The sequence below is a fragment of the Tabrizicola soli genome, assembly GCF_015999335.1.
Lineage (GTDB): Bacteria > Pseudomonadota > Alphaproteobacteria > Rhodobacterales > Rhodobacteraceae > Tabrizicola > Tabrizicola soli.
The window spans coordinates 229932-254830 of sequence record NZ_JAEACP010000002.1 but is presented as its reverse complement, the minus strand read 5'-3'; the positions used below and the strand labels follow the sequence as shown (position 1 = coordinate 254830).

Annotated in this window: 27 protein-coding genes, 2 tRNA genes and 1 pseudogene; 18 read left to right on the top strand and 12 right to left on the bottom strand. The window is 67.7% G+C overall.

Features of this window, described 5'->3' with window-relative positions; all coding sequences use genetic code 11:
- The 3 genes and pseudogenes from I7S92_RS03195 to I7S92_RS03185 form a co-directional block, all read left to right on the top strand.
- Positions 1-105, top strand: a pseudogene (locus I7S92_RS03195) (IS5/IS1182 family transposase); the annotation flags it as partial.
- Between the two features lie 503 nt (positions 106-608).
- Positions 609-1775, top strand: coding sequence for a glycosyltransferase family 4 protein (locus I7S92_RS03190; protein ID WP_197642020.1), 1167 nt, complete (start codon positions 609-611; stop codon positions 1773-1775).
- A gap of 181 nt (positions 1776-1956) precedes the next feature.
- Positions 1957-3060 (top strand): tyrosine-type recombinase/integrase, encoded by a 1104-nt coding sequence (locus I7S92_RS03185; protein ID WP_197642019.1) that lies wholly within the window; start codon positions 1957-1959, stop codon positions 3058-3060.
- Between the two features lie 233 nt (positions 3061-3293).
- Here I7S92_RS03185 and I7S92_RS03180 read toward each other — a convergent pair.
- Positions 3294-3368 (bottom strand) — tRNA-Thr (locus I7S92_RS03180).
- Positions 3369-3656: 288 nt separating this feature from the next.
- Here I7S92_RS03180 and murA point away from each other — a divergent pair.
- The 12 genes from murA to I7S92_RS03120 all read left to right on the top strand — a co-directional run bounded on the left by murA (position 3657) and on the right by I7S92_RS03120 (position 11415).
- Entirely contained in the window at positions 3657-4925 is a 1269-nt protein-coding gene (murA, locus tag I7S92_RS03175; RefSeq protein ID WP_197642018.1) for a UDP-N-acetylglucosamine 1-carboxyvinyltransferase, read from the top strand.
- Complete coding sequence (locus I7S92_RS03170; protein WP_197642017.1) at positions 4922-5395, top strand: DUF2948 family protein; 474 nt, start codon at positions 4922-4924, stop codon at positions 5393-5395. The genes murA and I7S92_RS03170 overlap by 4 nt, the downstream gene beginning before the upstream one ends.
- Positions 5396-5553: 158 nt before the next feature.
- Complete coding sequence (gene hisD, locus I7S92_RS03165; RefSeq protein ID WP_197642016.1) at positions 5554-6855, top strand: histidinol dehydrogenase; 1302 nt, start codon at positions 5554-5556, stop codon at positions 6853-6855.
- A 99-nt stretch (positions 6856-6954) separates the two neighbouring features.
- Positions 6955-7431: a UPF0262 family protein gene (locus I7S92_RS03160; RefSeq protein WP_197642015.1), complete on the top strand. Its 477-nt coding sequence runs from the start codon at positions 6955-6957 to the stop codon at positions 7429-7431.
- Between the two features lie 3 nt (positions 7432-7434).
- Positions 7435-7923: an arsenate-mycothiol transferase ArsC gene (locus tag I7S92_RS03155; RefSeq protein ID WP_197642014.1), complete on the top strand. Its 489-nt coding sequence runs from the start codon at positions 7435-7437 to the stop codon at positions 7921-7923.
- A gap of 238 nt (positions 7924-8161) precedes the next feature.
- Entirely contained in the window at positions 8162-8572 is a 411-nt protein-coding gene (locus I7S92_RS03150) for a ketosteroid isomerase-related protein (protein ID WP_197642013.1), read from the top strand.
- On the top strand, positions 8569-9165 hold the full coding sequence (locus tag I7S92_RS03145) for a GNAT family N-acetyltransferase (protein WP_386003300.1): 597 nt from the start codon (positions 8569-8571) through the stop codon (positions 9163-9165). Before I7S92_RS03150 ends, I7S92_RS03145 begins: the two co-directional genes overlap by 4 nt.
- A gap of 100 nt (positions 9166-9265) precedes the next feature.
- The gene (gene infA, locus I7S92_RS03140; RefSeq protein ID WP_050527196.1) at positions 9266-9484 is read left to right on the top strand and encodes a translation initiation factor IF-1; all 219 of its coding nucleotides are present in this window, start codon (positions 9266-9268) and stop codon (positions 9482-9484) included.
- 1 nt (position 9485) lies between these two features.
- Positions 9486-10061, top strand: a complete 576-nt coding sequence (locus I7S92_RS03135) for a Maf family protein (protein ID WP_197642012.1) — start codon at positions 9486-9488, stop codon at positions 10059-10061.
- Positions 10058-11107: a ribonuclease E/G gene (locus I7S92_RS03130; protein ID WP_197642011.1), complete on the top strand. Its 1050-nt coding sequence runs from the start codon at positions 10058-10060 to the stop codon at positions 11105-11107. Before I7S92_RS03135 ends, I7S92_RS03130 begins: the two co-directional genes overlap by 4 nt.
- A complete protein-coding gene (locus I7S92_RS03125) occupies positions 11104-11280 on the top strand; it encodes a DNA gyrase inhibitor YacG (protein ID WP_197642010.1) in 177 nt (58 codons plus the stop codon). Before I7S92_RS03130 ends, I7S92_RS03125 begins: the two co-directional genes overlap by 4 nt.
- 59 nt (positions 11281-11339) lie before the next feature.
- A tRNA-Phe gene (locus I7S92_RS03120) sits at positions 11340-11415 on the top strand.
- Between the two features lie 330 nt (positions 11416-11745).
- Here I7S92_RS03120 and I7S92_RS03115 read toward each other — a convergent pair.
- The gene (locus I7S92_RS03115) at positions 11746-12945 is read right to left on the bottom strand and encodes an aminomethyl transferase family protein (protein ID WP_197642009.1); all 1200 of its coding nucleotides are present in this window, start codon (positions 12943-12945) and stop codon (positions 11746-11748) included.
- A 319-nt stretch (positions 12946-13264) separates the two neighbouring features.
- On the opposite strand from I7S92_RS03115, the gene I7S92_RS03110 reads away from it, so the two are divergent.
- Together I7S92_RS03110 and I7S92_RS03105 are read left to right on the top strand one after the other, a co-directional pair.
- The gene (locus I7S92_RS03110; RefSeq protein WP_197642008.1) at positions 13265-13882 is read left to right on the top strand and encodes a hypothetical protein; all 618 of its coding nucleotides are present in this window, start codon (positions 13265-13267) and stop codon (positions 13880-13882) included.
- Entirely contained in the window at positions 13855-14823 is a 969-nt protein-coding gene (locus tag I7S92_RS03105) for a helix-turn-helix domain-containing protein (RefSeq protein WP_197642007.1), read from the top strand. Before I7S92_RS03110 ends, I7S92_RS03105 begins: the two co-directional genes overlap by 28 nt.
- 360 nt (positions 14824-15183) lie before the next feature.
- Here the strand turns inward: I7S92_RS03105 and I7S92_RS03100 are convergent, their stop codons facing one another.
- From I7S92_RS03100 to I7S92_RS03065, 8 genes are all read right to left on the bottom strand, one after another.
- Positions 15184-15516, bottom strand: a complete 333-nt coding sequence (locus tag I7S92_RS03100) for a hypothetical protein (RefSeq protein ID WP_197642006.1) — start codon at positions 15514-15516, stop codon at positions 15184-15186.
- A 9-nt stretch (positions 15517-15525) separates the two neighbouring features.
- On the bottom strand, positions 15526-16365 hold the full coding sequence (locus tag I7S92_RS03095; RefSeq protein WP_197642005.1) for an intradiol ring-cleavage dioxygenase: 840 nt from the start codon (positions 16363-16365) through the stop codon (positions 15526-15528).
- Between the two features lie 23 nt (positions 16366-16388).
- Positions 16389-17438 carry a branched-chain amino acid ABC transporter permease gene (locus I7S92_RS03090; protein ID WP_197642004.1) on the bottom strand — a complete coding sequence of 350 codons (1050 nt, stop codon included), beginning with the start codon at positions 17436-17438 and terminating at the stop codon, positions 16389-16391.
- Between the two features lie 9 nt (positions 17439-17447).
- A complete protein-coding gene (locus I7S92_RS03085) occupies positions 17448-18311 on the bottom strand; it encodes a branched-chain amino acid ABC transporter permease (protein ID WP_197642003.1) in 864 nt (287 codons plus the stop codon).
- Complete coding sequence (locus I7S92_RS03080; RefSeq protein ID WP_197642002.1) at positions 18308-19021, bottom strand: ABC transporter ATP-binding protein; 714 nt, start codon at positions 19019-19021, stop codon at positions 18308-18310. The genes I7S92_RS03085 and I7S92_RS03080 overlap by 4 nt, the downstream gene beginning before the upstream one ends.
- Complete coding sequence (locus I7S92_RS03075; RefSeq protein WP_197642001.1) at positions 19018-19737, bottom strand: ABC transporter ATP-binding protein; 720 nt, start codon at positions 19735-19737, stop codon at positions 19018-19020. Before I7S92_RS03075 ends, I7S92_RS03080 begins: the two co-directional genes overlap by 4 nt.
- Positions 19738-19791: 54 nt before the next feature.
- Positions 19792-21066, bottom strand: a complete 1275-nt coding sequence (locus I7S92_RS03070) for an ABC transporter substrate-binding protein (protein WP_197642000.1) — start codon at positions 21064-21066, stop codon at positions 19792-19794.
- Positions 21067-21209: 143 nt separating this feature from the next.
- The gene (locus tag I7S92_RS03065) at positions 21210-22181 is read right to left on the bottom strand and encodes an FAD-dependent monooxygenase (protein ID WP_242070042.1); all 972 of its coding nucleotides are present in this window, start codon (positions 22179-22181) and stop codon (positions 21210-21212) included.
- On the opposite strand from I7S92_RS03065, the gene I7S92_RS23095 reads away from it, so the two are divergent.
- Positions 22173-22478 (top strand): hypothetical protein, encoded by a 306-nt coding sequence (locus tag I7S92_RS23095; protein ID WP_242070041.1) that lies wholly within the window; start codon positions 22173-22175, stop codon positions 22476-22478. The genes I7S92_RS03065 and I7S92_RS23095 overlap by 9 nt on opposite strands.
- Before the next feature lie 16 nt (positions 22479-22494).
- On the opposite strand, the gene I7S92_RS03060 is transcribed toward I7S92_RS23095, so the two are convergent.
- Positions 22495-23871, bottom strand: coding sequence for a sensor histidine kinase (locus I7S92_RS03060; RefSeq protein ID WP_197641998.1), 1377 nt, complete (start codon positions 23869-23871; stop codon positions 22495-22497).
- Positions 23864-24541: a response regulator transcription factor gene (locus I7S92_RS03055; RefSeq protein ID WP_197641997.1), complete on the bottom strand. Its 678-nt coding sequence runs from the start codon at positions 24539-24541 to the stop codon at positions 23864-23866. Before I7S92_RS03055 ends, I7S92_RS03060 begins: the two co-directional genes overlap by 8 nt.
- Positions 24542-24899: the final 358 nt, after the last annotated feature.

The window sequence follows — 24899 nt, the reverse complement described above, 5'->3', positions numbered from 1 at the left end:
GGCCGGCTGAAGGACTGGAGACGCGTTGCCACCCGATACGACAGATGCCCGGAAACCTTCTTCTCCGCTATCGCCCTCGCAGCAACCGTCATGTTCTGGCTCTGAAACTCAATGAGTCTGGAGCCTAGCACCAGGAGCGGGCCGGTCAGATCGGGAATGAGACCCGGCCGGAACAGGCTGATCTTCTTGAGCCGTCCCTGTTTCGGGGCCGAGCGCATGGCCCGGTCCATCCGCTCCGCGAAAGGCTCATTCGGGAGATCCAGCAGCTCGACCCGCGGGTCGATTCCCGCCGGGTCATCGGTCATGCAGAAAAGGCGAAGGTCCTTTGTGGTGTTGCGGAGCAGCGCCGCATGAAGGCGGTTGACGTATTCAGGGCCGTAGGCCGTCCCGTATTTGAGACAGATGCAGTTGAGTTCAGTCATCTCACCGCTGTCCCGGACCAAGTAGATTTACCGAACCTATCATTTCCGGCTACCAACCGCTGCGTCTGCCCAAGGCCGTCACGAAGGTCGGTCCAGTTTCGGCTTGACCCGTGGGCAAGCCCCGACGACCTTCCCGGTGAACTGCCGAAACAATTTTACGAAAGCAAGAGCGAAATGCGAATCTGCATGTTCTCGCGTCTGACCCCGCAGCACCGGGCCTATGCCCCGCCGGTGCATGGGCTGCTGGGCAAGGTCTTCCGGGAGCTTGGGCATGACGTGACCATGCTGTCGACGGCGCTGCCGGGCGGAGGCGGGCAAGTGCAGGAGACGGACCACGCCACCATTCACTTCCTTTCAGGCACGACGCCGGGCAGCCTGGACGACAGGTTCTGGCGTGCCAGCGCCCGGACCTTCGATGACCTGCACCGACAGGGCCCCTTTGACCTCGTCTTTGGACGAGGCGCGGCGACCTGGGGCTTCCACCACCTCAGCAGCGCCGCCGGTCGGTTGCCCGTCATCGCGCATGAGGGAACCTATCCGCTCTGGCTGCACCAGCTGGAGCGCAGGCTGCCCGGCCAGGCCGCGGCGCTTGCCAGGCCCCTGGCCCTCCTGCGCCTGCCGCTTGACCGCCGGTACCGGGACTGTCTCCAACGGGCGAGCGTCGTCGTCTGCAATTCGCCGGCGCTGGCCCGGGCCTTGCGCCGGGTCTACTGGTGGAACCCGCCGAACACCGATTACATTCCCTACGGATTTGACCTGGAACCCTGGCCCGCCACGTCCGGCGACGCGCCACCGGAGGATCCGCCCCGGATCGTGTTCGTCGGGCGACTGACAACTGACAAGGGCGCGCTTGACTTCATCGACATCCTGGCCCGCCTGCGCCACCCGACCGCCGTGATCGAGGCGATCGGTCCCGTGTCGGACAAACTTGCCGGTCGCCTGATGGCCCTTGCCAAGGAAAAGGGCATGTCTGACCGCTTCCTCATGCCCGGCCCCGAGCGGAATGAGAACCTGCCCATGCGGCTGCGCGGGGCACGCGCCTTCCTGTTTCCGTCGACCCATCCCGAGGGCCTGAGCAAATCGGTGATGGAGGCAATGGCCGGCTCCCTTCCGGTGATCGCCTACCGCATCCCCGGCATGGACGTCCTGGTCAAGAACGACGTGACCGGATGGCTGGTAGCGCCAGGTGACACGGCAGCCATGGCCGAGCGGCTTGACCGCCTGCTGTCGGACCCCTCCCTCGCGAAGCGCACCGGACAGACCGCGCGCCAGCGGCTGGATCAGGACTTCTCACCGGCCGCAGCCTCTGCCCGCTGGGTAAACCTCCTCACCGATGTAGTCGGAAAAACCTGAACCTTCGGTAAGATGATTGAGATGTGCGAAACTTCAGGTGTGTCAGAGCCAAGGGCCGGGCTATACATCCGAAACGCTTGACATTCGAGCAGGCCCTCGCGGAACTGAACGCTCAGGATGCGACGACCCTCAGGATCGGCCAAACCCTGCGCTTGGATGAAGCAGAGGAGTTCGTTCGGCAATGCCACGGAAGGCCAAAGGCGCCAGGCTATTCTGGCGGGACCGATCTGCAGAGGGCCGCGACTCCTTCTGGGAAATCCGGGACGGAGCAACCCGCTTCTCCTGCGGCACAGTTGATCGCCAGCAGGCCGAAGAAAAACTTGCCCGATACATTGGCGAAAAATATCGGTCCACCGGGCCGGTCTCGGCACAGGATATGTATATCGATGACTGCTTCGTCATCTACGCCGAAGAGCATGCCATGCATGTCGCGGCTCCGGCCACCATTGGCTACGCCATGGGTGCGCTGCTCCAGTTCTGGAGCGGCCGCCGAGTCTCCGAAGTATCCGGCAGCACCTGCCGGGCCTATGCCAAGTCCCGGACGACCAAATTCGGCCACCCGGCCTCTCCCGGCACCGTCCGTCGCGAGTTGAACGTGTTGCAAGCCGCGATCAACTATTGCTTCAAGGAAGGCAAGCTCACCTCTGCGGCGCGGGTGGTTCTGCCGGCCCAGCCGCCTGCGAAGGAGCGTTGGCTCACAAGACAGGAGGCTGCCTGGCTCCTCAAGGCGGCCCGGTCCCTGAACGTCACCGGCAAGCACCTGACCGACTTCATCCTGCACGGGCTGTATACCGGTTCCCGGAAGTCGACGATCCTCGCGATGCGGATCAACGCCCCCTCTCTCTCCGGGGGGCATGTCGACACGGTGCAGGGCCTTCTCTACCGCAAGCCCGCGGGCAAGGTCATGACCAAGAAGCGGCAGGGCACGGCCAGGCTTCCGGCCAAATACCTCGCCCATCTCCGCAGGCAGGCGAGAAACGGTCGGAAGTACGTCGTGGAAGATTATCAGGGGAGAAGGGTAGGGGACATCAGGAAGGGGTTTGAGAACGCCACCAGGCTGGCGCAAGAACTCGCGCGAACCAAGGGAATCAGCATCGATCTCTCGGATGTCACCCCCCACACTCTGAAGCATACCGCCATTTCCTGGGCCCTGCAGAAGGGCGGCGATCTCTGGGCCGTGGCTGGCTATTTCTCGACCTCAACCCAGACGATCGAGAGCGTCTATGGCCATCACAGTCCCAACCACCAGCGCAGCGCGGTCGAGGCCTTGAACCGGCGCGCCTGAGAAATACCTGGAAGAAGCGAGTTTCGAGAGCAGCGGCTCGCGGAATGCTGGCGGCAGTTGGAACCAGACCCGGCAGAACCAACCCCTGATCCGTGCCAACATCACCGCGATGGATTTGCGACGTGCGCGTGACGGATTTCCGCCGCTGATAGGAATCGCAATCTTATCCGCACCCAATCGGAACCCCAGCGCGATCCCGCCGGTGCATCTTTTCAGCTAAGTCATTGGATTTATGGTGCTGCAAGAGAGGATTGAACTCTCGACCTCTCCCTTACCAAGGGAGTGCTCTACCACTGAGCTACTGCAGCGCCGTTGCTGGCGGGGGAGATAGACGCAATCGGAACGGGGCGCAAGGGGGTTTCGGCGGGAATCCCGTCCCTCTCTGGACCCATCCGCGCCCTTGCGGTAGAAGCCTTGACCATGCGCAGCCCCTCGGACCCGCCTGACAGCGAAAAGGCCCGGAAACCTGAACGCCCCCCCAGCCGGGAAGACCGGCTGAAAGCGGCGCTCAAGGCCAATATGGCGCGGCGGAAGGCACAGGCAAAGGCTCGGACCGCCGAAGACGCGGCCGGCGACAGCGAAAGGGACTAGGGCAGATGGATTCGATTCTGGTGCGCGGCAACGGGGCCTTGTCGGGGGCGATCCCGATCGCCGGGGCGAAGAACGCCTGCCTGACGCTGATGCCAGCGACGCTTCTGTCGGACGAGCCGCTGACGCTGACCAACGCGCCGCGCCTCTCGGACATCCGCACCATGACCCAGCTTCTGCAGTCGCTTGGCGCGGAAGTGGCCAGCCTGCAGGACGGGCTGGTGCTGGCGCTCTCCTCGCATTCGATCACCAATCACACGGCGGACTATGACATCGTCCGCAAGATGCGCGCCTCGATCCTGGTCCTGGGCCCGATGCTTGCCCGCTACGGCCATGCGGTCGTCTCGCTGCCGGGCGGCTGCGCCATCGGCGCGCGTCCCGTCGACCTGCACCTGAAGGCGCTGGAGGCGATGGGCGCCGACCTCGACCTGCGCGACGGCTATGTCCATGCGCGCGCGCCCGGCGGGCGGCTGAAGGGCGCGGTGGTGGAGTTTCCCTTCGTCTCGGTCGGGGCCACGGAAAATGCGCTGATGGCCGCGACCCTGGCCAGGGGCACCACCGTCCTGAAGAACGCCGCGCGCGAACCCGAGATCGTCGACCTCGCCCGCTGCCTGAAGAAGATGGGCGCGAAGATCGAGGGCGAGGGGACCTCCACCATCACCATCGAGGGCACCGACCGGCTGGGCGGCGCCACGCACCAGGTGGTCACCGACCGGATCGAGCTGGGCACCTACATGCTGGTCCCCGCGATCTGCGGCGGCGAGGTGGAATGCATCGGCGGCACACTGGACCTGGTGGAAAGCTTCGCCGAGAAGCTGGACGCGGCCGGGGTCTCCGTCACCCAGACCAACCGCGGCCTGAAGGTCTCGCGCAGGAACGGCCGGGTCCGGGCGGTGGATGTCACGACCGAGCCCTTCCCCGGCTTTCCCACCGACCTTCAGGCCCAGATGATGGCGCTTCTCTGCACCGCCGAGGGCACCTCGGTCCTTGAGGAGAAGATCTTCGAGAACCGCTTCATGCACGCGCCCGAGCTGCTGCGCATGGGTGCGAAGATCGAGGTCCATGGCGGCACCGCGACCGTAAGCGGGGTGGAAAAGCTGAAAGGGGCGCCGGTGATGGCGACCGACCTGCGGGCCAGCGTCTCGCTGATCCTGGCCGGGCTGGCGGCGGAAGGCGAGACCATCGTCTCGCGCGTCTACCACCTCGATCGCGGCTATGAGCGGGTCGAGGAGAAGCTCCGCGCCTGCGGGGCGCATATCGAGCGGATCCAGGCATGAGCGACGCCCGGTTCCAGGACGGCGGCGAGGCACCCCTGCGGCTGGTGGCCCGGGACGGCGAGGATCTGAAGGTGATCTCGGCCCTGGTGCAGGACGCCGTCCTCCCGGTGACCGGGCTGAAGTTCGACGCAAGGCATCGCCGATTTGCGCTGATGCTGAACCGCTTCCGCTGGGAGGACCGGGACGAGGCCGAACGGCTGGGCCGCGCCTATGAGCGTGTCCGCTCGGTCATGGTGGTGGAAGATGTGCGAAAAGTGCAAAGCATGGGCTTCGACCGGGCTGAAAGTGACCTCGTATTGTCGCTTCTGTCCATGGAGTTCGCGCCCGGCGAAGACGGCACCGGCCGCCTGGTGCTGACCCTTGCCGGCGATGGGGCCGTCGCCCTTGACGTCGAGGCGCTGGAGGTGCGGCTGGACGACGTGACCCGGCCCTACCGCGCACCCTCGGGCAAGGCGCCGCACCACGACTGACCACGCGACCGGAATTCGAGAAATTCCGGACCGGAGCCTTAAAAGGCTCCGAGGCGATTTCTTCGAAGAAATCGCGCCCGGCCTCCGCCGTCCCGCCATCGGCCTTGAGCCCGCGGTCCCGCCGCGTTATCTGACGCCCGACCAGCCCGGAGGCTCCGATGCCCGTATTCCTGAACACTGCCGACGCAGGCTTCGAGGCCGCCTTCCAGACCCTTCTCGGCCAGAAGCGCGAGGAGGCCGAGGATGTCGACCAGGCCGTCGCCGCGATCATCGCCGATGTCCGGGCCCGCGGCGACCAGGCGGTGATCGAGCTCACCCAACGCTTCGACCGCCTGGCGCTGACATCGGAGACCCTCGCCTTCTCCCCGGCCGAGATCGACGCCGAGATCGCCAAGGTCCGGCCCGAGGACCGCGACGCCCTCGAACTCGCGGCCGAGCGGATCCGCGCCTACCACGCGCGGCAAAAGCCGCAGGACGAAAGCTGGACCGACAGCGCCGGCGCCATGCTCGGCTGGCGCTGGACCCCGGTTTCCGCCGCCGGGCTTTATGTCCCCGGCGGGCTGGCCTCCTATCCCTCCAGCGTGCTGATGAACGCGATCCCGGCCAAGGTCGCGGGCGTCGAACGCCTCGTCATCGCCTGCCCGACGCCGGATGGCAAGGTGAACCCCCTCGTCCTTCTCGCCGCCCGCATCGCCGGGGTCGACACCGTCTACCGCATCGGCGGCGCGCAGGCGATCGCGGCCCTGGCCTACGGGACCGGGACCATCGCCCCGGTCGACAAGATCACCGGCCCTGGCAACGCCTTCGTCGCCGCCGCCAAGCGCCGGGTCTTCGGCCGCGTCGGCATCGACATGATCGCCGGTCCCTCGGAAATCCTGGTCATCGCCGACGCCGACAACGATCCCGACTGGATCGCGCTCGACCTCCTCTCCCAAGCCGAACACGACGAAAGCGCGCAGTCGATCCTGGTCACCGACAGCGCCGCTTTCGGCGAGGCGGTGGCGAAAGCCGTCGCCAGACGGCTGGAGGCGCTGGAGCGCCGCGCCATCGCCGGGGCCTCCTGGGCGACGAACGGGGCGGTGATCGTTGCCCGCGACCTTTCCGAGGCAGCCCGCCTCTCCAACCGCGTCGCCCCGGAACACCTGGAGCTCTGCGTGCCCGACCCCGAGGGCCTTGCCCGCGAGATCACCCATGCCGGCGCGATCTTCCTTGGCCAGTACACGCCCGAGGCCATCGGCGACTATGTCGGCGGCCCGAACCATGTGCTGCCCACCGCCCGTTCGGCCCGCTTCTCCTCGGGGCTCTCCGCGCTCGACTTCCTGAAGCGCACCACGCTGGCGAAGATGACGCCCGAGGCGCTGAAAGCGATCGGCCCCGCCGCCGAACGACTGGCGACCAGCGAAAGCCTGCAGGCACATGGGCTTTCGGTCCGGGCGCGGCTTGACCGGCTGAACGGATAAGGTGCGCTGTAGCGCACCCTACGCCCGATCCCGGCCATCGCGCTTGACCCATGGCCCAAAGGTCGGGCATCAGGGGCGGAACTCTGGGGATGCCTTGCCATGAACCGCCTTTGCCAGATCGAGATCGACGAAAACGGCCTGGCCCGGCCCACGCCGGAAATCGAGCAGGAACGCCGCGTCGCGATCTACGACCTGCTCGAGGAGAACTCCTTCGCCCTGCCGCCCCGGACCGAGCGCGAGCTGCCGCGCGGCCCCTACCGGCTGCATCTGGCGATCCGCGAGGGGCGGCTGGTCTTCGACATCGCCACCGAGGACGGGGCGAAGGCGGCGGAGTTCCATCTGTCGCTCGGTCCCTTCCGCCAGGTGGTGAAGGATTATTTCCAGATCTGCGAAAGCTATTTCGACGCGGTGAAGCGCCTGCCGCCCAGCCAGATCGAGGCCATCGACATGGCGCGGCGCGGCATCCACAACGAAGGCGCGTCGATCCTGCGCGAAAGGCTCTCGGGCAAGGCCGAGATCGACACCGACACCGCGCGGCGTCTCTTCACCCTGATCTGTGTCCTGCACTGGGGCTGAAGCTTGGGCGACTTTCCGCAATCGGTGCTGTTCTGTTGCGATCACAATGCCGTCCGCTCGCCCATGGCGGAGGGCCTGATGAAAAAGCTCTACGGCCAGCGCGCCTATGTGCAGTCGGCCGGGGTGAAGAACGACATGGAGATCGACGGCTTCACCGTCGCGGTCTGCAAGGAACTGGGGATCGAGCTTGCCCGCCACCGCTCGCGCAGCTTCGAGGAAATGCGCGACTGGGGCGACGACCTGTCGCAATACGACCTGATCGTCGCCCTCTCGCCCGCCTCGCAGCGCATGGCGCTGGAGTTGACGCGCTTTCATCACCTCGACATCGAATATTGGCCGATCCTCGATCCCACCGGCCTTGGCGAGACGCGCGAGGCCAAGCTTGCCGCCTACCGCCAGGCCCGCGACCAGATCCGCGACCGGATGCTGGCCCGCTTCGGCCCCCCCGCCGAGACCGGCGACGGTGCCGGTTCCGATGCCGATCCCGCGTAAGCTGGGCAATATTGCCCACCCTACGCCCCCGCCGGGACCGGGCCGGGTTCATCGGGCCCCTCCCTCCGGCTCCTTTCCAGTTCCTTGACGCGACACCGCAACTCCTTGATCTTGCAGCATCCGCCCGCCCGCCCGCGCGCGGGCACTCCCGCAGGTCGCTTTCGGGCCGCAATCCGTCCCCTCCGGCTTGGAAACCCCCGGCCACCCGGCTACTCTCCCCCCGCGAAAGGAAACCGCCATGACCCGCACCGACGCCCTTGCCCTGATCCGCCGCTATTACGACGCCTTCAATGCCGGCGACGCGCGGGGGATGCTCGCCTGCCTGACCGACGACATCGAGCACCGGGTGAACGAGGCCGGCCACCGGATCGGCAAGGAGAAGTTCGCCGAATTCTGCGGCCACATGGGCGTCAGCTACCGCGAGCAACTCAAGGACATGGTGATCTTCGCCAATGACGAGGGCACCCGCGGCGCGGCCGAGTTCATGGTCCATGGCGAATATCTCAAGACCGACCCCGGCCTGCCCGAGGCGAAGGGCCAGAGCTACCTCCTGCCCGCCGGCGGCTTCTTCGAGATCCGCGACGGCCTGATCTCCCGCATCACCACCTTCTACAACCTCAACGACTGGATCCAGCAGGTAAGCCGGTGAACATCGACGAGATCGACGTCCGCGCCCTTCGCGGGGCCGAGCTGGAGGCCGCGCTGGACGAGGTGGCCCGGCTGCGCATCACCGTCTTCCGCGACTGGCCCTATCTCTACGACGGCACGCTGGAGTACGAGCGGCAGTATCTCGACAGCTACCGCGACAATCCCGGCGCGCTTCTGGTCGGGGCCTTCCACGACGGCCGCCTGATCGGCGCCTCGACCTCGACGCCGATGGAGGATCACGCGCCCGAGTTTTCCGCGCCCTTCCGCGCCCTCGGCATCGCGCCGGAACGGATCCTCTACGGCGCGGAATCGGTGCTCCTGCGGCCTTACCGGGGCCTCGGCCTCGGTCACCGTTTCATCGACCTGCGCGAGGCCCATGCCCGCGCCCTTGGCCGCAGCCATGTCGCCTTCTGCTCGGTGATCCGCCCCGAGGACCATCCCGCCCGCCCCGCCGCCGCGCGGACGAACGACGCCTTCTGGCGGGGCAGGGGATACGAGCCGCTGCCGGGCGTGGTGGCCCGGTTCAGCTGGAAGGACCTCGGCGACAGCGAGGAAAGCGAGAAGCCGCTGCAGTTCTGGATGCGGGCCCTGTAACGCCCGGCGGCCAGAATCCCCTTGAAATCGAACCCCATCGGGGGCATATCGCCAGCAGAAGCCTGCGGTCCCCCGCGGGCCCTGCCATATTGGAGAGACCATGGCCAAGGAAGACATTCTCGAATTCCCCGGTGTCGTGAAGGAACTCCTGCCCAACGCGACATTCAAGGTCGAGCTCGAGAACGGCCATGAACTGATCGCGACCATGGCAGGCAAGATGCGCAAGAACCGCATCCGGGTCCTGGCCGGCGACAAGGTTCAGGTCGAGATGACCCCCTACGACCTGTCGAAGGGCCGCATCAACTATCGCTTCAAGTAAATTGCGCCTGATCCTGGGATCGGGCAGCCCGCGCCGCAAGGAATTGCTGGCGCAACTGGGGATCGTGCCCGACCTGATCCTCCCCCCCGACATCGACGAAGACCCCCGCAAGGGAGAGCTTCCCCGCCCCTATGCCATGCGACTGGCGCGGGAAAAGGCACTGGCCGTCCCGGCCGGGCCCGAGGATGTGGTTCTTTGTGCCGACACGACCGTGGCCATGGGCCGCCGCATCCTGGGCAAGCCCGGGGACGCGGGCCAGGCGGCCGAGTTCCTGACCCTGCTCGGCGGCCGGCGGCACCAGGTGATCACCGCCATCGCCGTCCGCCGGGGCGAGCGGGTGCTGACCCGCGAAAGCCTGAGCGCGGTCAAGATGAAGCGGCTTTCCGACGCCGAGCTGAACGCCTATCTCGCCAGCGGCGACTGGCAGGGCAAGGCCGGGGGCTACGGGATCCAGGGTCTCGCCGGGGCCTTCATCCCGTGGATCTCGGGCAGTTTCACCGCAATCATGGGGCTGCCGGTGGCCGAGACGGCGGCGCTTCTGGCCGCCGTGGGCTATCCGGTCTGGAGGCAGGAATGAAGGGTCGCGTGCTGGTCCTGGACGAGATCGACGGTCAGGAAGCCGCCGCGCTGATGGTCGACGGCCGGCTTGAGGAACTGGTGGTCGATCCGGTGGGCGATGTGGTCCTTCCCGGGGCGATCTTCCGCGCGGTCGCCGACCGGCCGGTGAAGGGGCAGGGCGGCATCTTCGTCAAGCTGCCGCAAGGCTCGGGCTTCCTGCGCCAGATCTCGGGCGTAGCGCCGGGCCAGCGGCTGCTGGTGCAGGTCACCGGCCCGGCGGAACCGGGCAAGGCGCTGCCGGTGACCACGCGGCTTCTGTTCAAGTCGCGCTTCGCCATCGTGACGCCGGACGCCCCCGGCCTGAACATCTCGCGCCGGATCCGCGACGAGGAACTGCGCGCCGACCTTTCCGCGCTGGCCGAGGCCGGGATGGCCGGGGCCTCCGACCGGCTGGGCCTGATCCTGCGCTCGGGCTGCGAGACGGCCGGAGAGGAGGCCATCGCCGAGGACATCGCCGCGATGCGCGGCCTGGCCGAGGCGGTGCTGGCCGACCTGACCGGCGGGCCCGAGCTTCTGGTGGACGGGCCGGGCGCGCATGACCTCGCCTTCCGCGACTGGCTGGACCCCGCCGTGGACGAGGCCGACACCGCGCCCGGCAGCTTCGACCGCCATGGCGTGACCGAGGCGCTGGAGGCGCTGCGCAGCCCCCGCGTCGCGCTGGAGGGAGGGGCCTCCATGCTAATCGAGCCGACCCGCGCGCTGGTTGCAGTGGATGTGAACACCGGCCCCGACACCTCGCCCGCCGCGAGCCTAAAGGCCAATATAGCCGCCGCCCGCGACCTGCCGCGCCAGTTGCGCCTGCGCGGCCTTGGCGGTCAGGTGGTGGTGGATTTCGCCCCGATGCCGAAACGCGATCGCAGCATCCTGGACCAGGTGCTGAAGGCCGCCTTCAAGGGCGACAGCGAGGTGAACCTTGCCGGCTGGACCACGCTCGGCCTGCACGAGCTGACCCGCAAGCGCGACCGCCTGCCGCTGGCCGAGGTGCTGCCCCGGTCCCGGTCATGAGCTGCCCGATCTGCGGCAAGCCCGCCAGCCCCGCCTACCGCCCTTTCTGCTCGCGCCGCTGCGCCGACGTGGACCTCGGCCGCTGGCTGGCCGAAGGCTACCGCATCCCCGCCGCCTCCGAGGACGAGCCCGAGGATCCCGGTGACACCCCCGCCCCACCAAAGGCGCATTAGCGGCGTTTTCCCTCTGGACAGCCCCCCGCACCTTGGGTATCACCCGCCCACCAAAGCGTGCCCAGATAGCTCAGTTGGTAGAGCAGCGGATTGAAAATCCGCGTGTCGCTGGTTCGATTCCGGCTCTGGGCACCACTTAAATCCCTGAAATATCTCGAAGAAATTTTGCGCCGCTGGGGTGAATGTCGATCTGTCGCCGTGAGGGTTGCCAATCTGGAAGGAGACCAAGCAGTAGAGGCCGTCGAGCCTGCACTCTGATCGCTTCGAAGGTTCTGCAAGGATCGGGTTGCGAAGATTCACATGCAAGGCTCGGAGGCGGATGCTGCAGGTGCATGGCAAGACGATCGTTCCCCTACCTGCCGAAAGAGACCTGGCAGATGCTATTTTCCGATGCACCGAAGCGAAGGGCGGCGGGACGCAGCCGGATAGAGGGAAGAGGGGGCGCAGGAGAGGCGCCCCCGTCGATCAGGCCAGCTGCCCGGCCAAACCGAATTGCGGAATTTCCGTATCCTGGCCGCGCGGGATGCGCTTGTCGGTATCATACATCGGCATCGGCACGATGGTCGCCTGCTGGAAGGACAGGTCGCGGCACTGGACCGAAACCTCGCGCGCCTCGACATCCCCGGCACGGTCGAGACGGATGATGGCGACGCCCGCGTCGTAAAGCGGGCTCCAGGCCGCGGCCGAGACCATGCCGATGCGGCGCCCGCCCGCGCGCAGCTCGCCGCCGATCAGCGGCTCGCCGGTGGTGCAGCGCAGCCCGTGGACCCGCACGCCGCGCGGCGCGCTCACCAGCGCCGATTTTCCGATGAAGTCCGGGCCGTCCAGTTTGATGAACGCGCCAAGCCCGGCCTCGAAGGGATTCATCGTCTCGTCCATGTCCGAGACATTGTTCAGGATCCCGGCCTCGATGCGGCGGATGTCCATGCTGTCGAGCGCGCAGACCTTCATGCCGAAGGGCTCGCCGGCCTTGAGGATGTGGTGCCAGAGCGCCTCGCCGTCATAGCCCGGCGCGTCGGGCAGGGTGTAGAATTCCCAGCCCACCTCGGCGGTCCAGCCGGTGCGCGAGAGGATGACCTTCTGCCCGCCCATCGTGGCGGTGGTCACGCCGAAATAGCCGAAGGGTTCGGTCAGCGGGGCATCGCAGGCGGCGGCCAGCACGTCGAGCGCGCGCGGCCCTTGGACCTGGGCCACCCAGGAGCGCGGATCGCCGATCCTGACGTTCAGCCCCTGGGCATGGGCGACCAGCCAGGAATAGACCGGCCCGTCCGCCTGGACATACCAGAACCGATCCTCGGCCAGCCGCATCAGCACGCCATCGCAGAGAATCCCGCCATCGGGGTAGAGCAGCAGCCCATAGGTTGCGCGGCCCGGCTTCACCTTCGAGATGTCGCGCGCAAAGACCTTGTTGCACAGCGCCAGCGCATCCGGCCCCTCGATCGCGATCGGGCGCTCGCCGGTGTCGAACAGGCCCGCGGCCTGGCGCAGGACGCGATAGCCGTCCAGCCGGTCGATCCTCTGCGAGACCGGCATCAGCCTGCCGTTGTAGACGCAGAACTTCGCGCCGTTCGCCCGGTGGAACGCGTGGTAGGGCGAGCGCATGATGCCGTAGTCCCAGCCCGGTTCCTCGAAATCCGCCACGACGGTTCTTGTCGGTCCAGCCATTCTGTTTCCTTCCCTGTTTTTGTGGTTGCCGCCCACCCGGGGGCTGAGGGGAAGTCTAGGCGGGCCGCGCGACTCATGTCCATTGATTCCTTTATGACTATATGATTATTTCTCTTTACAGGAATCTTCTCCCGCCTGACGCTTTGCCTGTGGGAACGCGTCGCGGCAAGAGGACGGCCGCAGGACAGGAGGAGAGAGGGATTGCCATGGCCTATCAGCACGACATGGCGCGCGAAGCGGCACCGGCGCAGACCGGAGCGCCGAGGAGGACATCATCGAGGCGCTGGCCCATGCCGAGACCAGCCCGCTGAACCACATGATGGGATTCGAACTGCTGATCGTCTCGACCCTCAGCTGGTGGGCCTGTATGGGGGCGATGTTCCGCATGGTCGACGGGGTCAGCACGTCGATCGTCCCCTCGATGGGCTCTCTGGGCTTCGGCCAGCTCTCGCCGCGGACGCGGCGGCTGGGATGGAATCCGCCGCTGCCGGGCGCGCTGACGGTGCTGCTGCTGTTCCCGGGGCCGTTCCACGACAATGTCGGGATCTTCCCGGCCATCATCGGGGGGACGCTGGCGCCGATGATCGCTATACAGATCACCGATTTCTTCCTCTTGCGGCGGATCGACAGCCTGCATCCGCCCTCGCTCTGCCGCTACGACGCGCGCTCGCGCTACTGGTATGCCAAGGGCTGCAGCCCGGCGGGGATCACCGCCTTGCTGGCCGGATCGCTGACCTGTATAGCGGTGCTCGATCCGCTGACCTTTCTACCGAACGCCGCATTGTTCCAGTATACTGGCGCAACGATACCGGCGGCCCTGGTCGGCGCGGTGGCCTGTCTGATCGGGACGCGGCTCAGCGTGGGGCGCTGGCAGGGCGCAGAAGGGCCGGGCGACACAGACGAGGGACGATGGCCGAGACCGACGACAAGAGACTGACCGAATTCGGACAGGCGGTGCGCGAAAGACGGAAGGCGCACCGCCTGCCCCTGCGCGAGCTGGCCGGCCGGGTCGGGATCTCGCCGAGCTATCTTTCCTCGATCGAGGTCGCCCGGAACCCGGCCACCGGGCGGCCGCCGCAGATCTCGGCCACCGTGGCCGAGCGGCTGTGCGAAGTGCTGGGACTGGACTGGATTCCCGCCGCGCGGGCCGAGGCAACTGCGGGGCATCACTGCTGCGATCACGTCCTGCTCTACCGGCTCGACCGACGGCGCGACGAACTCGGCGCGCTGGCGCCGCGGATCTTCGGGGAACGGGTGGCGGATTGGCTTTGCATCGAGGATCCGGCGGTGAAGGCTGCCGCCGCCGAGGGATTCCATGCCTGGAACTGGCCGTTCAGCGCCGAGCCCTACCCGGACATGACCCTGGATGGCGCGCGCATCGTCGCCGCTCTGGAGCGCGAGGCGATGCAGCGCCGGGACGCGATCGGCGAGGCGCCCTATGGCCTGATCATTGCGGACTGCTCGGCAGTGATGCGGTGGGTCGTCAATCCCGATGCCGAGATCGACTATGAAGAGGAATGGTGCGCCGCCTCCAACCCCGCGCTGCGCCGGGTGTTCGGGCGGGGCCCGGCGGTGAATGTCTGCGTCTACCACCAGATGGATATGGAGGTGCTGGCGGGCCGGATCGACGTGCTCGATGCCCTGCTGCGGTTGCTGCGCCACCACGACAGCGTGATCGCGGTGCGCCCCGACGGCAGCATCCGCGAAGGCACGGCGGCGATCATGGCGATTCTGGAGGAGAACCGGCCCGCCGGCATCTCGACCTCGGTCTGGCGCACCTTCGCCGCCGCGCTGGCGGCGAGCCGGGACATGCCGCACCGAACCGCCGCTTCCCGCTTCGGGCCATGCGCCGGCCATTCCGCCACCCCTGAAATCTGATGGGCGGTTCCACCTCGGCATCGGCTTTGTCCGCCGCAAGGTGAGCAGCTGTATCTGTCAGGTCGTTGGGGGCGCCCGTTTCTGACGGTTTTGCACAACGCGTTTGCGGCGGTGACCACTTCCTGGCGACAGTGGTGATGATGCCCTTGTGTGGTTACCTGCCTTGCGACCGCGTTCTGCGAAGCCTTTCAGGATTGGGTGGTGATATGCCGCGACCAGTGCCTCCTGGAAAATCGCGTGCCGCAGGGCATGTAGACCAGGCAGCGGAACGGATCGGAACTGCTTGTGGAAATGCGCCAGGTCGCTGGCGTAGCAATGGGTGTTACCGTCCTTCCCGGCAAGCGCGGGGTGCGGTCTGCGCTATTTCAGGGCGATGTAGCTTTCGGGATCAAGCGCGCTGGACCGGACCGCGACATGGGTTCCGGTGGCCGCCTCGACCATCGCCCGCAGCTTGCCGCAAACCGCCAGGATCAGCTCGCGGGTCCGCTCGGGGCGGGGCAGGATCGCCATCTCGACATTGACGCGCGGCAGGTCGGGCATCGCCGCAACCGGCATCACCGCGAACTGGAAGGCGGGAAGCTCGACCGCCAGCTCTGCCGCCAGCATGTCGCGGATCGGCCCCAGCGCCTTGAGCAGCGGCGCGCGCAGCACCGGATACAGGCCGTCGTCGACGTAGATCTTCACGTTCGGCATCTTGCGCCCCTACACCGCGGTCAGGATGAAATCGAAGGGCGAGCGCCAGGCGGTGTCCTTGCCCTCCAGCCTCTCGAAGGGGGCGACCAGGCTATCCTTCACGTCGAAGACCGCGTCGCTGTCCAGGTAGCTGTCGCCGCCGACGAAGGTATGCGTCACCAGCCGCTGGAAGCCCGGAGCGGTCACGAGGAAATGCATGTGCGCCGGGCGGTAGGGGTGGCGGCGGAGATGCGCCAGCATCTTGCCCACCGGCCCGTCGTCCGGGATCGGATAGGAGGTCGGCTTGATCCCCCGGAAGGCATAGGCCCCGTCCGCTCCAGTGTAGAAGCGACCCCGGTTGTTCCATTTCGGCTGGATGCCCGGCTGCTGCACGTCATAGAAGCCCTCGGCATTGTCGGACCAGACATCGACGCAGGCCCCCTCGATCGGCTTGCCGTCAAGGTCCAGCACCCGGCCCTCGAACAGGTAGGGCTCGCCCTTGCCGTCAAGGCAGATGGTGTCGCCCATTGCGCGGACCGGGGCGTCCTCGACATGGAAGGGGCCGAAGACGGTGTTCTCGGTCGCGCCCTCGGGCCGGCGGTTGTTGATCGCATCGACCAGCATGGAAAAGCCCAGCACGTCCGACAGCAGGATGAACTCCTGCCGCTCGGCCGAGCAGATCTGGCCGGTCCCGGTCAGGAAGTCGATGCCCCTGTCCCATTCCGCCTGGGTCAGTTGGATCTCCTTGGCGAAGGCGTGCAGGTGCTTGACCAGGCAGGCCATGACCTCGGCCAGGCGCGGGTCGACACCCGCTCCCATCCGGGCGTTGACCGTCTCGACCGAGCGTTCTTCGGAAAAGTATTGCGACATGGTTCAGGTCCTCGATGGCCGCGTCAGGCGGTGCGGCGGGAAGCTTGCGGCTGCGGGGCCGCGGATTTCGGTGGGCGGTGGGTCAGCGGCAGCAGGTCGATGCCGGTGCGGCCGGTGAACACGCCCCAAAGGCCGCGGCGGGCGAACAGCATCACCGCGATGCCGAGGCAGCCCAGCACGATGAGGTAGATCGTGCCATAATCGGCCAGCAGGCGCTGCAGGGCATAGAAGATGACGGCCCCGACGATGGGACCCGGTAGGGTGCCGATGCCGCCGATCACGGTGATGAAGATCACGAAGGCGGTCCAGTCGATGACCGAGAAGGCGGCATCCGGCGTGACCCGGGTGATCTGGATGAAGGCCAGCGCGCCGCAGAGCCCGGTGCCGAAGGCGGTCAGCAGGAAGACCAGCGCCTTCAGCCTGACCGGATCGACGCCGACCGACCGTGCCGCAGTCTCGTTGTCGCGGATCGCCTGCAGCCCCAGCCCCATGCGGCTGCGCAGGAAGACATGACCCGCCACCAGCATCGCCACGGCCAGCGTCAGCATCAGCCAGTAGGTCAGCGCATCGGCGGCCGCCGCGCTCGACACATCCAGCGCCGCCTTGATCCGGTCGACGAAGGCCATGTCCTTGGCCGTCCCCTTCGGCAGCGAGGTGCCGGTGCCGCCCCCCAGCGCCTTCCACTGGCTGATCCCCAGCCGGGCGATGTCGGCCACGACCCAGGTGCCGATGGCGAAATAGGCGCCGTTCAGGCGGAAGGCGAAAAAGGCCATCGGCAGGGCAAAGGCGGCGGCGGCAAGGCCTCCGATCAGCACGCCGACCAGCGGGTTAAGGTCCATCAGGATGATGGCGGCGAACATGGCATAGGCGCCGATCCCGACAAAGGCCTGCTGGCCGACCGAGACGAGGCCCGCGAAACCGGCCAGCGTGTTCCAGTTCAACGCCAGGACCAGCAGCGTCAGGACGCCGAACAGGTCCTGCACCAGCGCGCGGGGGGCGATGGCCGGCAGGGCGTAAAGCACGGCCAGCGCGGCAAAGGCGGCGATCAGACCAAGGGGACGGGAAGGGGTCATGGCTGCACCTCAGTCGCTTGCGCGGGGGAAAAGGCCGCGCGGGCGCAGCAGAAGGACGACGACAAAGGCGACATGCCCCGACAGGATCTGCCGTTCCGGGTTGACCGAGGCCCCCAGCGCCTGCGCCATCCCGATCACGATCCCGCCCCCCAGCGTGCCCCAGAGGCTGCCCAGCCCGCCGATGATCACCGCCTCGAAGGCGTAAAGCAGCCGCGCCGGCCCGATCGAGGGGTCGAAGTTCGCCCGCGTCCCCAGATACAGCGCCGCGATGGTCGCCACCGCCAGCGCGATCCCGGTCGCCCCGGCGAAGATGCGCTGCGGCCCGATCCCCATCAGCTCCGCCGTCACCGCGTCGTCCGAGGTGGCGCGGAACGCCCGCCCCAGCGCGGTGCGGTAGAACAGCCGGTTCAGCGCGAAGATCACCGCCACCGCCGAGGCAAAGGTCAGCAGCGGCATCACCCCCAGCGTGACCACTGCAAGATCCACCGACTGCGCCTCTATGGCGCCTGCGGCCAGCTTCCGGCTGTCGGCGGTGAAGCCGGACAGAAGCCCGTTCTGGATCACCACCGACAGGCCGAAGGTGACCAGCAGGGGCGGCAGGATGTCGGCCCCGAGCACCCGGTTCAGAAGATGCGTCTGCAACAGCCACCCCAGCCCGAACATCAGCGACGCGGCCAGAAGCACGGCCACGAAAGGATGCAGGCCGGTGATGGTGGTGACGGTCAGGATCAGATAGGCCCCTAGGATGATCAGGTCGCCATGCGCCAGGTTCACCAGCCGTATGATCCCGAAGACCAGCGAAAGCCCCGCCGCGAACAGCGCGTAGAGCCCGCCCAGAAGCAGGCCCTGCGCCAATGTGTCGATCAGCATCATGCGTGGCTCACTCCGAAATAGGCGTCGTGGATCGCGCTGCGCGACAGTTCGGCCGGGCGGCCCGAGAGCGTGATCCGCCCCTCCATCATGCAGTGGACATGGTCGGCCACCCGCAGCGCCTGGCCGATGTCCTGCTCGACCACGATGATCGAGGTGCCGCTGGCCTTGATCCGGGGGAAGGCGGCATAGATCTCCTTGATGACCACCGGGACGAGGCCCAGCGAAAGCTCATCGCACAGCAGGACGCGCGGATTGCTCATCAGTGCCCGGCCGATCGCCACCATCTGCTGCTGCCCGCCGGACAGAGCGGTGCCCGGATTGTGCCGCCGCTCCTTCAGGATCGGGAATAGCGCCTGCACCTTCTCCAGCGTCCAGTGCCCGTTGCCCTTGCGCGCATGCGCCCCGATCAGCAGGTTCTCCTCGACCGTCAGCGAGGGAAAGAGCCGCCGCCCCTCGGGCACCATGGCGATGCCCCGGGTCAGGATCTCGGGCGCGGGCAGGCGGGTGATGTCCTCTCCGGCCAGCGTGACAGTGCCGGCGGTGACCTTCGCGATCCCGGTGATGGCGCGCATCAGCGTGGTCTTGCCCGCCCCGTTCGCGCCGATGACGGCAAGGGTCTCGCCGTCCTGAAGCGTCAGGTCCACGCCGAACAGCGCCTGGAAGTCGCCGTAATGCGCGGTCAGCCCGGCAATTTGCAGAAGCGCGCTCATGCCTCGATTCCCAGATAGATTTCCCTGACCTCGGGCGAGGCCATGACCTGATCCGGCGCGCCGATCATCAGCATCCGGCCGAAGTTCAGCACCATCAGTCGCCCGACGACCGAGGTCAGCGCATGCAGCACATGCTCGATCCAGATGATCGCGGTGCCCTCGGCATGGATCGCCTTGATCGTGGCGATCAGTTCCCCGCATTCCGCATCCGTAAGCCCGCCCGCGATCTCGTCCAGCAGGATCACGCGCGGTTTTGTCGCCATGGCGCGGGCCAGTTCCAGCCGCTTGCGCTGCAACAGCGGCAACCCGCCCGAGGGCTTTTCCGCCACCGCCGCCAGACCCGTCTGCGCCAGGATATCCATGCAGAAACCGGGGGCCTCGGCCGCCCCGACCTCGCCGCCGAAACGGGCGGCGACGAGAAGGTTCTCATAGACCGACAGATGCACGAAGGGCTGCGGGATCTGGAACGACCGCCCGATCCCGGCCCGCACCCGTTCCATCGGCGGCAGGCGGGTCACGTCGCGGCCGTCGAGCAGCACCTTGCCCTGGTCCGGCGCGATATTGCCGGTGATCAGGTTGAACAACGTCGATTTCCCCGCGCCGTTGGGCCCGATGATGCCAAGCGCCTCGCCCGGCTGGACCTCGAAGCTGACCGAGTCGCTGACCTTGAGCGCCCCGAAGGATTTCGAGACGGATTGAAGGGAGAGAATCGCCATGATCTCGCCTTGTCGAAAGGATGGCCCCGGCACCGGCCGCGCCGGGGCAGGGGGTCAGGCCAGCGTTTCCAGCGTGCCGCCCAGCGGAACCTCGGGGGCCAGCGCGTTTTCGACGATCACCAGATCGAAGCTGCCGTCCTCCGTCTTGCGCCACTGCCCGCCGACCAGCGGAGTCTTCGAGATGTTCTTGCGGGCGAATTCCGGCACGTTGTCGCGGTCCCACTGGACCTTGCCCACGACCGTATCCAGGTTGGTCGCCCCGATCGCCTCGGCCAGCGCGTCGCCGTCGGTCGGGTCCCCGGTCCGCGCGATCGCATCCGCCGCGACCTCGAACAGCGCATGGACAAAGCCCACCGGCATGGTCCACTGCCGCCCCGCCGCCGCCTCGAAGGCCGCCGCCATCTCGGCCGCAGTTTCGCCCGTCAGGCTCGACTTGAACGGATGCGCGGGCGACCACCAGACCTCGGCCGTCAGGTTGTGGCCCAGGTCCCCCAGCGCGGCCACGCTTTCGGGGAAGAGAAGCGCCTTGGCGACCGAGACCAGCTTGGGGTTGAAGCCCTGCTGCTTGGCCTGGGTCCAGAAGGTCGTGAAGTCCGGCGGGATCGGGATGCCGGTCATGATCTCGCAGCCGGCCTGCTTGAAGGCATTGATCTGCGCGCTGAAATCGTCGGTCAGGTTCTGGTAGCGGCCGGGATCGGTCAGCTCATAGCCCTGCGCGGCCAGCACCGGCGGCATCCCCACATCCGAGGCCCAGGCATTGCCGTCCCCGTCGTTGGGCCACAGCGCGCCGACCTTCCTGTTGCTCTCGACCGAGTTCCACATGTTGGTGAAGACCGCGACGTTGTCCTCCAGCCCCCAGAAGAAGTGGTAGACATAGTCGAACGCCTGCCAGCTGGCCGGATCGGCCGGGTCGCCCTGCTGGCCGATGAACCAGGGCTGCCACGGCGCCACGGTCGAGATCACCGGGATCTCCTCCTGCTCGGCGATCGAGCAGACCGGGTTCGTCGTCTCGGGCGTCGAGGCGACGAGGATCAGGTTCACCTCGTCGCGGCTGATCAGCTCCTTCGCCACTTCGGCGGCGCGGTTCGGGTTCGACTGGCTGTCCTTGACGATGACCTCGACCTCCAGCCCCCGACCGGGCGCGGCGGCGAGGAACTTCTCGACCATGAAGCCGTCGGCGGCCGAGAAGGCCGACAAGGGCCCGGTCTGCAGGCTGACATAGCCGATCTTCAGTTTCTTTCCTTGCGCATAGGCCGGCATCGCCAGGCCCGAGGCGCTTGCGGCGGCAAAGCCCGCGCCGGTCTTCAGCAATCTGCGTCGCGTGATCATGTCCATTCCTCCCTGGTTCCGATGCGGGTTCCGCCCCTCCCTCCCGAGGGGCGGATCCGTTGTGCTGCCCGGATGCTACACCGGCGATTCTCCGGCTTTGATCAGATCCCCCGGCCGCACTATGTCTTTTCGTTATGGCGGGCTCACTCGGCCGCCATGGCGGCGGGCCGCGACAGGTGCAGCGCGCCGGTCACCCTGGCGAAGCGGGCCTGCAATTGCTCGGCGCTGTCGGCAGTGAGGGCGACGTAGAAATCCGGCCGGATCAGCACGTATTTCGCGCCGATCCGGTCCAGCCAGCGGCCGATCGTGCCCTCGGCATCCACCACATCCCCCTCGCCGCCCGGCGCGGCAAGGCGCACCGCGATCCCCTCCAGCGCGGCGAAGTCGCGGCGCTGCGCCTCGGTCAGCGCGGCAAGGGGGTCGGAGCCGTGGCCCAGCAGCACCCAGCCCTGGCCCACGACCTGATCGAAACGGTCGCGCTTGCCGCCCGCCTCGACCAGACCCTGTACCGAAAGCTGTCCGGCATGGGCGCTGTCGCCGCACCAGGCGCCCCGGCCCAGCTGGCAGATGTCGGTCGGCACCGGGGTCATGCCCCGCGCGGCAAGGTCCGCCATCATCCGTGCGTCGCGCCCGGCCGCCACCTCGTCATCCGCGATGCAGATGATCTGGCCCAGCTCCTGGCTGAAGCCGATGTAATGCTTGGCATGTTCGATGCGCTCCGAGGTGTAGCTGTCCAGCACCTCCAGCCCGAACCTGCCCTCCAGGATCCCGTTCAGCCGCCAGGCCATCGCCACCGCGTCGCGGATGCCGGCGCACATGCCCTCGCCGGCGAAGGGTGGCATCAGATGTGCCGCGTCGCCGCCGATCAGGCAGCGGCCCTTGTTCCACTGCCGGGCCCAGCGGGCCTGGAAACGGTAGACGGCGCTGCGCTCCAGCTCGGCATTGTCCGGGGTCAGGCCCCAGGGGGCCAGCAGCTCCCAGGCGCGCTCGGCTTTCTGCATCTCATGCGCCGATTCGCCCGGCAGGACCATGAACTCCCACCGCCGCCGCGCCGGGCCGCCCGCCACCGGGCCGGGGCCGCGACGCAGGACGTCCGCTGGGCGCAGATGCTGCATCGCTCTGAGGTGATCGCGGATGCCCTGTTCCGCATGATGGGCCCCTTTGCCATCCGCCACCTGCGGCTTGCCTCGCAGGCGGGGCGGTTCGAGATCTCGAATGCCGAGCTGGTCTGGCGGCTGACCAGCCATGCCCTGATCGGGGCAAGCCTTGCGATCACCACCGGGCAACTGCCCACCAGCGCCTTGGACCATGTCATCGTCCGGCTGCTCTGCATGACCGGCATCGGGGCCAATGCGGCGGTCGAGCTGGCGGGCCGTCCCCGTCCGGAACTGAAGCCGGAAAATCGGGCCTGAGCAAAGGCTTGACCCTTCAGTCCGTCCCCGCCAGCAGCACCGAGATTTCCAGCCCTCCCGCGTCGCCTGCGCGTTCCACCCGCACGCGGGTCCGCAGGGCCCGGGCGATTTCGGCGACGATGCTCAGGCCCAGCCCATGCGGCCCGCTGCGCGGCCCCGCCGCGCCGGTCGCGGGGTCGAGCCGCGCCGAAAGGGCCGCGAACTCGGTCCCGGAGAGGGGCGGCCCGTTGTCCGTCACGCAAAGCCGCAGGCCCTTGCCGGAAGACTGGCAATGGACCGTGACCAGCGTCCCCGGCGGACAGTGCCGTAACGCATTGTCAACGAGATTGCGCAAAAGCTCTCCCAGCAGGATCTCCTCCGAGGCGGCGGGGGCGTGGTCGGGGCCGTCGTAGCCAAGATCCTTGCCCAGCCGCAGGGCCTGCGGCATCAGCTCGGCCGTCACCTCGCGCGCAAGCGCGGCGACGTCCACTTTCGCCAAGGCGGGACGGGCCCCGGTCGCCTCGACCCGGGCCAGGAGGAGGACCTGTTCCAGCACGCGCTCGATGCGGACCAGCGCGGCGTCGGCCTTGTCCAGCGCCTCGTGCCGGCCTGTGGTCTTCATCGACACGGCAAGCTGGGTGCGGGCCACGGTCAGCGGCGTGCGGATCTGGTGGTTGGCGTTGCCGGCGAAATTCTGCAATGCTGCCATGGCCTTGTGCAGCCGTGCCAGAAAGCCGTTCAGCGCGTCCAGCACCGGGCGCAGCTCGGCCGGGGCATCGGTCGCGATCGGCGTCAGGTCGTGCGGCGCCCGCGAGGCGATCGCGCGCGACAGCCGGTCCAGCGGGCGCAGCGCATAGGTCGCCGCCGCCCAGGCCACCAGCGCCGCCCCGGCGATCAACCCGGCGATGCGCAGCGCCGAACGGGTGAGGATGGACCGCGCGAGGGCGTCGCGGGCCCGGGTGGTCTCGGCCACGGTGACGGTGAAGGGCAGACTTCCCTCGCCGCTGGTCAGCTCGCGCAGGATCGTCGCGGTGCGCACGGCGATGCCCCCATGGGTGCCGTCGGCGAGGCCGGTTTCCTGCCCGGCTGCAACGGAGGCTGGCGCAAGGTCCTGATAACCCGTGAGAATTCCCAAGGGCCCGTCCACCCGGTAGAAGACCTGATCCTGCGCGGTCGAGGAGAGCATGTCGAGCGCGGAGAAGGGGATTGCGACGGCCAGCCCGCCCTCGGCATCGACGGTGACGCCCTCGGCGATGGCCATGGCCGAGCCGACGAGGACGCGGTCCGAGACCTCGCGGGCGGTGCGCAGGGCTTCGATCCGGGTGTCGATAAGGGCGAGGATGCCGATGGCCGCGGTGGCGAGGAGGAGCCAGGCCAGGATCGAGCGGCGGAGCGAGGCGGGGTGGTCAGCCATGCTCGGCCGGGCGTTCCAGCATGTAGCCAAGCCCCCTTGCGGTGCGCAGGGTCAGGCCGTGCGGCTGCAGGCGGCGGCGGAGGCGGCTGACGTATTGCTCGATCGCATTGTCGGAAAGGCTGTCGTCGAGCGAGGTAAGTGACTGAACTATCGCCTCTTTTCCGACCACCCGCCCGGCGCGGAGGAAGAAGAGCTCCAGCAGCGCCAACTCGCGCGCGGGCAGGTCGAGTTCCTCCTCCCCGACGCTGAAGCGGCGGGCGGTCATGTCGAAGCGGACCGCGCCGATCTGCAGCTCGGCCGCGTGCAGGCCCGCCTGGCGGCGCAGGATCGAGCGGACGCGGGCCTCGAATTCGCGGACGTCGAAGGGCTTGACCATGTAGTCGTCGGCTCCGAGGTCGAGGCCCGCCACCCGTTCGGCGGGCTCGCCCCGCGCCGTAAGTATCAGGATCGGAACGGGATTCTTCCTTGCCCGAAGCGAGCGCAGGACGGAGAGCCCGTCCTTTTCCGGCAGGTTCAGGTCCAGGATCACCAGATCGAACCGCTCGGCCCCGGCCAGCGCCTCGGCGGAGAGGCCGTCGTGGGTCACGTCCACGGCATAGCCCGCGCCGAGAAGCAGCGTGGTCAGCGCCTCGGCCAGGGGAAGGTCGTCCTCGACAAGCAGGATTCGCATCGGGGGAGGGTAAGGCGGACGGGAGGGTTGCGGAAGGGTTAACGGGGCCACGGCCGGGACGGGCGGGCCGGGGGTGCAAGCATCTGGAGTCGCAGCATTAATCCTGGGGTTTGCGAGGGCGGAACCTGTCTGGCATCCGTCTGGCCCCCGTCTGGCAACTGTCCAGACGCGGGCCGGGTCCGGTGGAGGTTAACCATGACGGGCGAATCAGGGGGCTCGGCCGGGACAGGGGGTGCCCATCCCCCCTTGCGGGCGGGCGTGCTCGTCGGTGACGTCGTCCCTCCTCGCGGGTGGGGAGCGCGCTTGTCTCTCTTGCCGCTCCTCTCCGACGAGGAGACGAAGTCGAACGAGGAGGGTG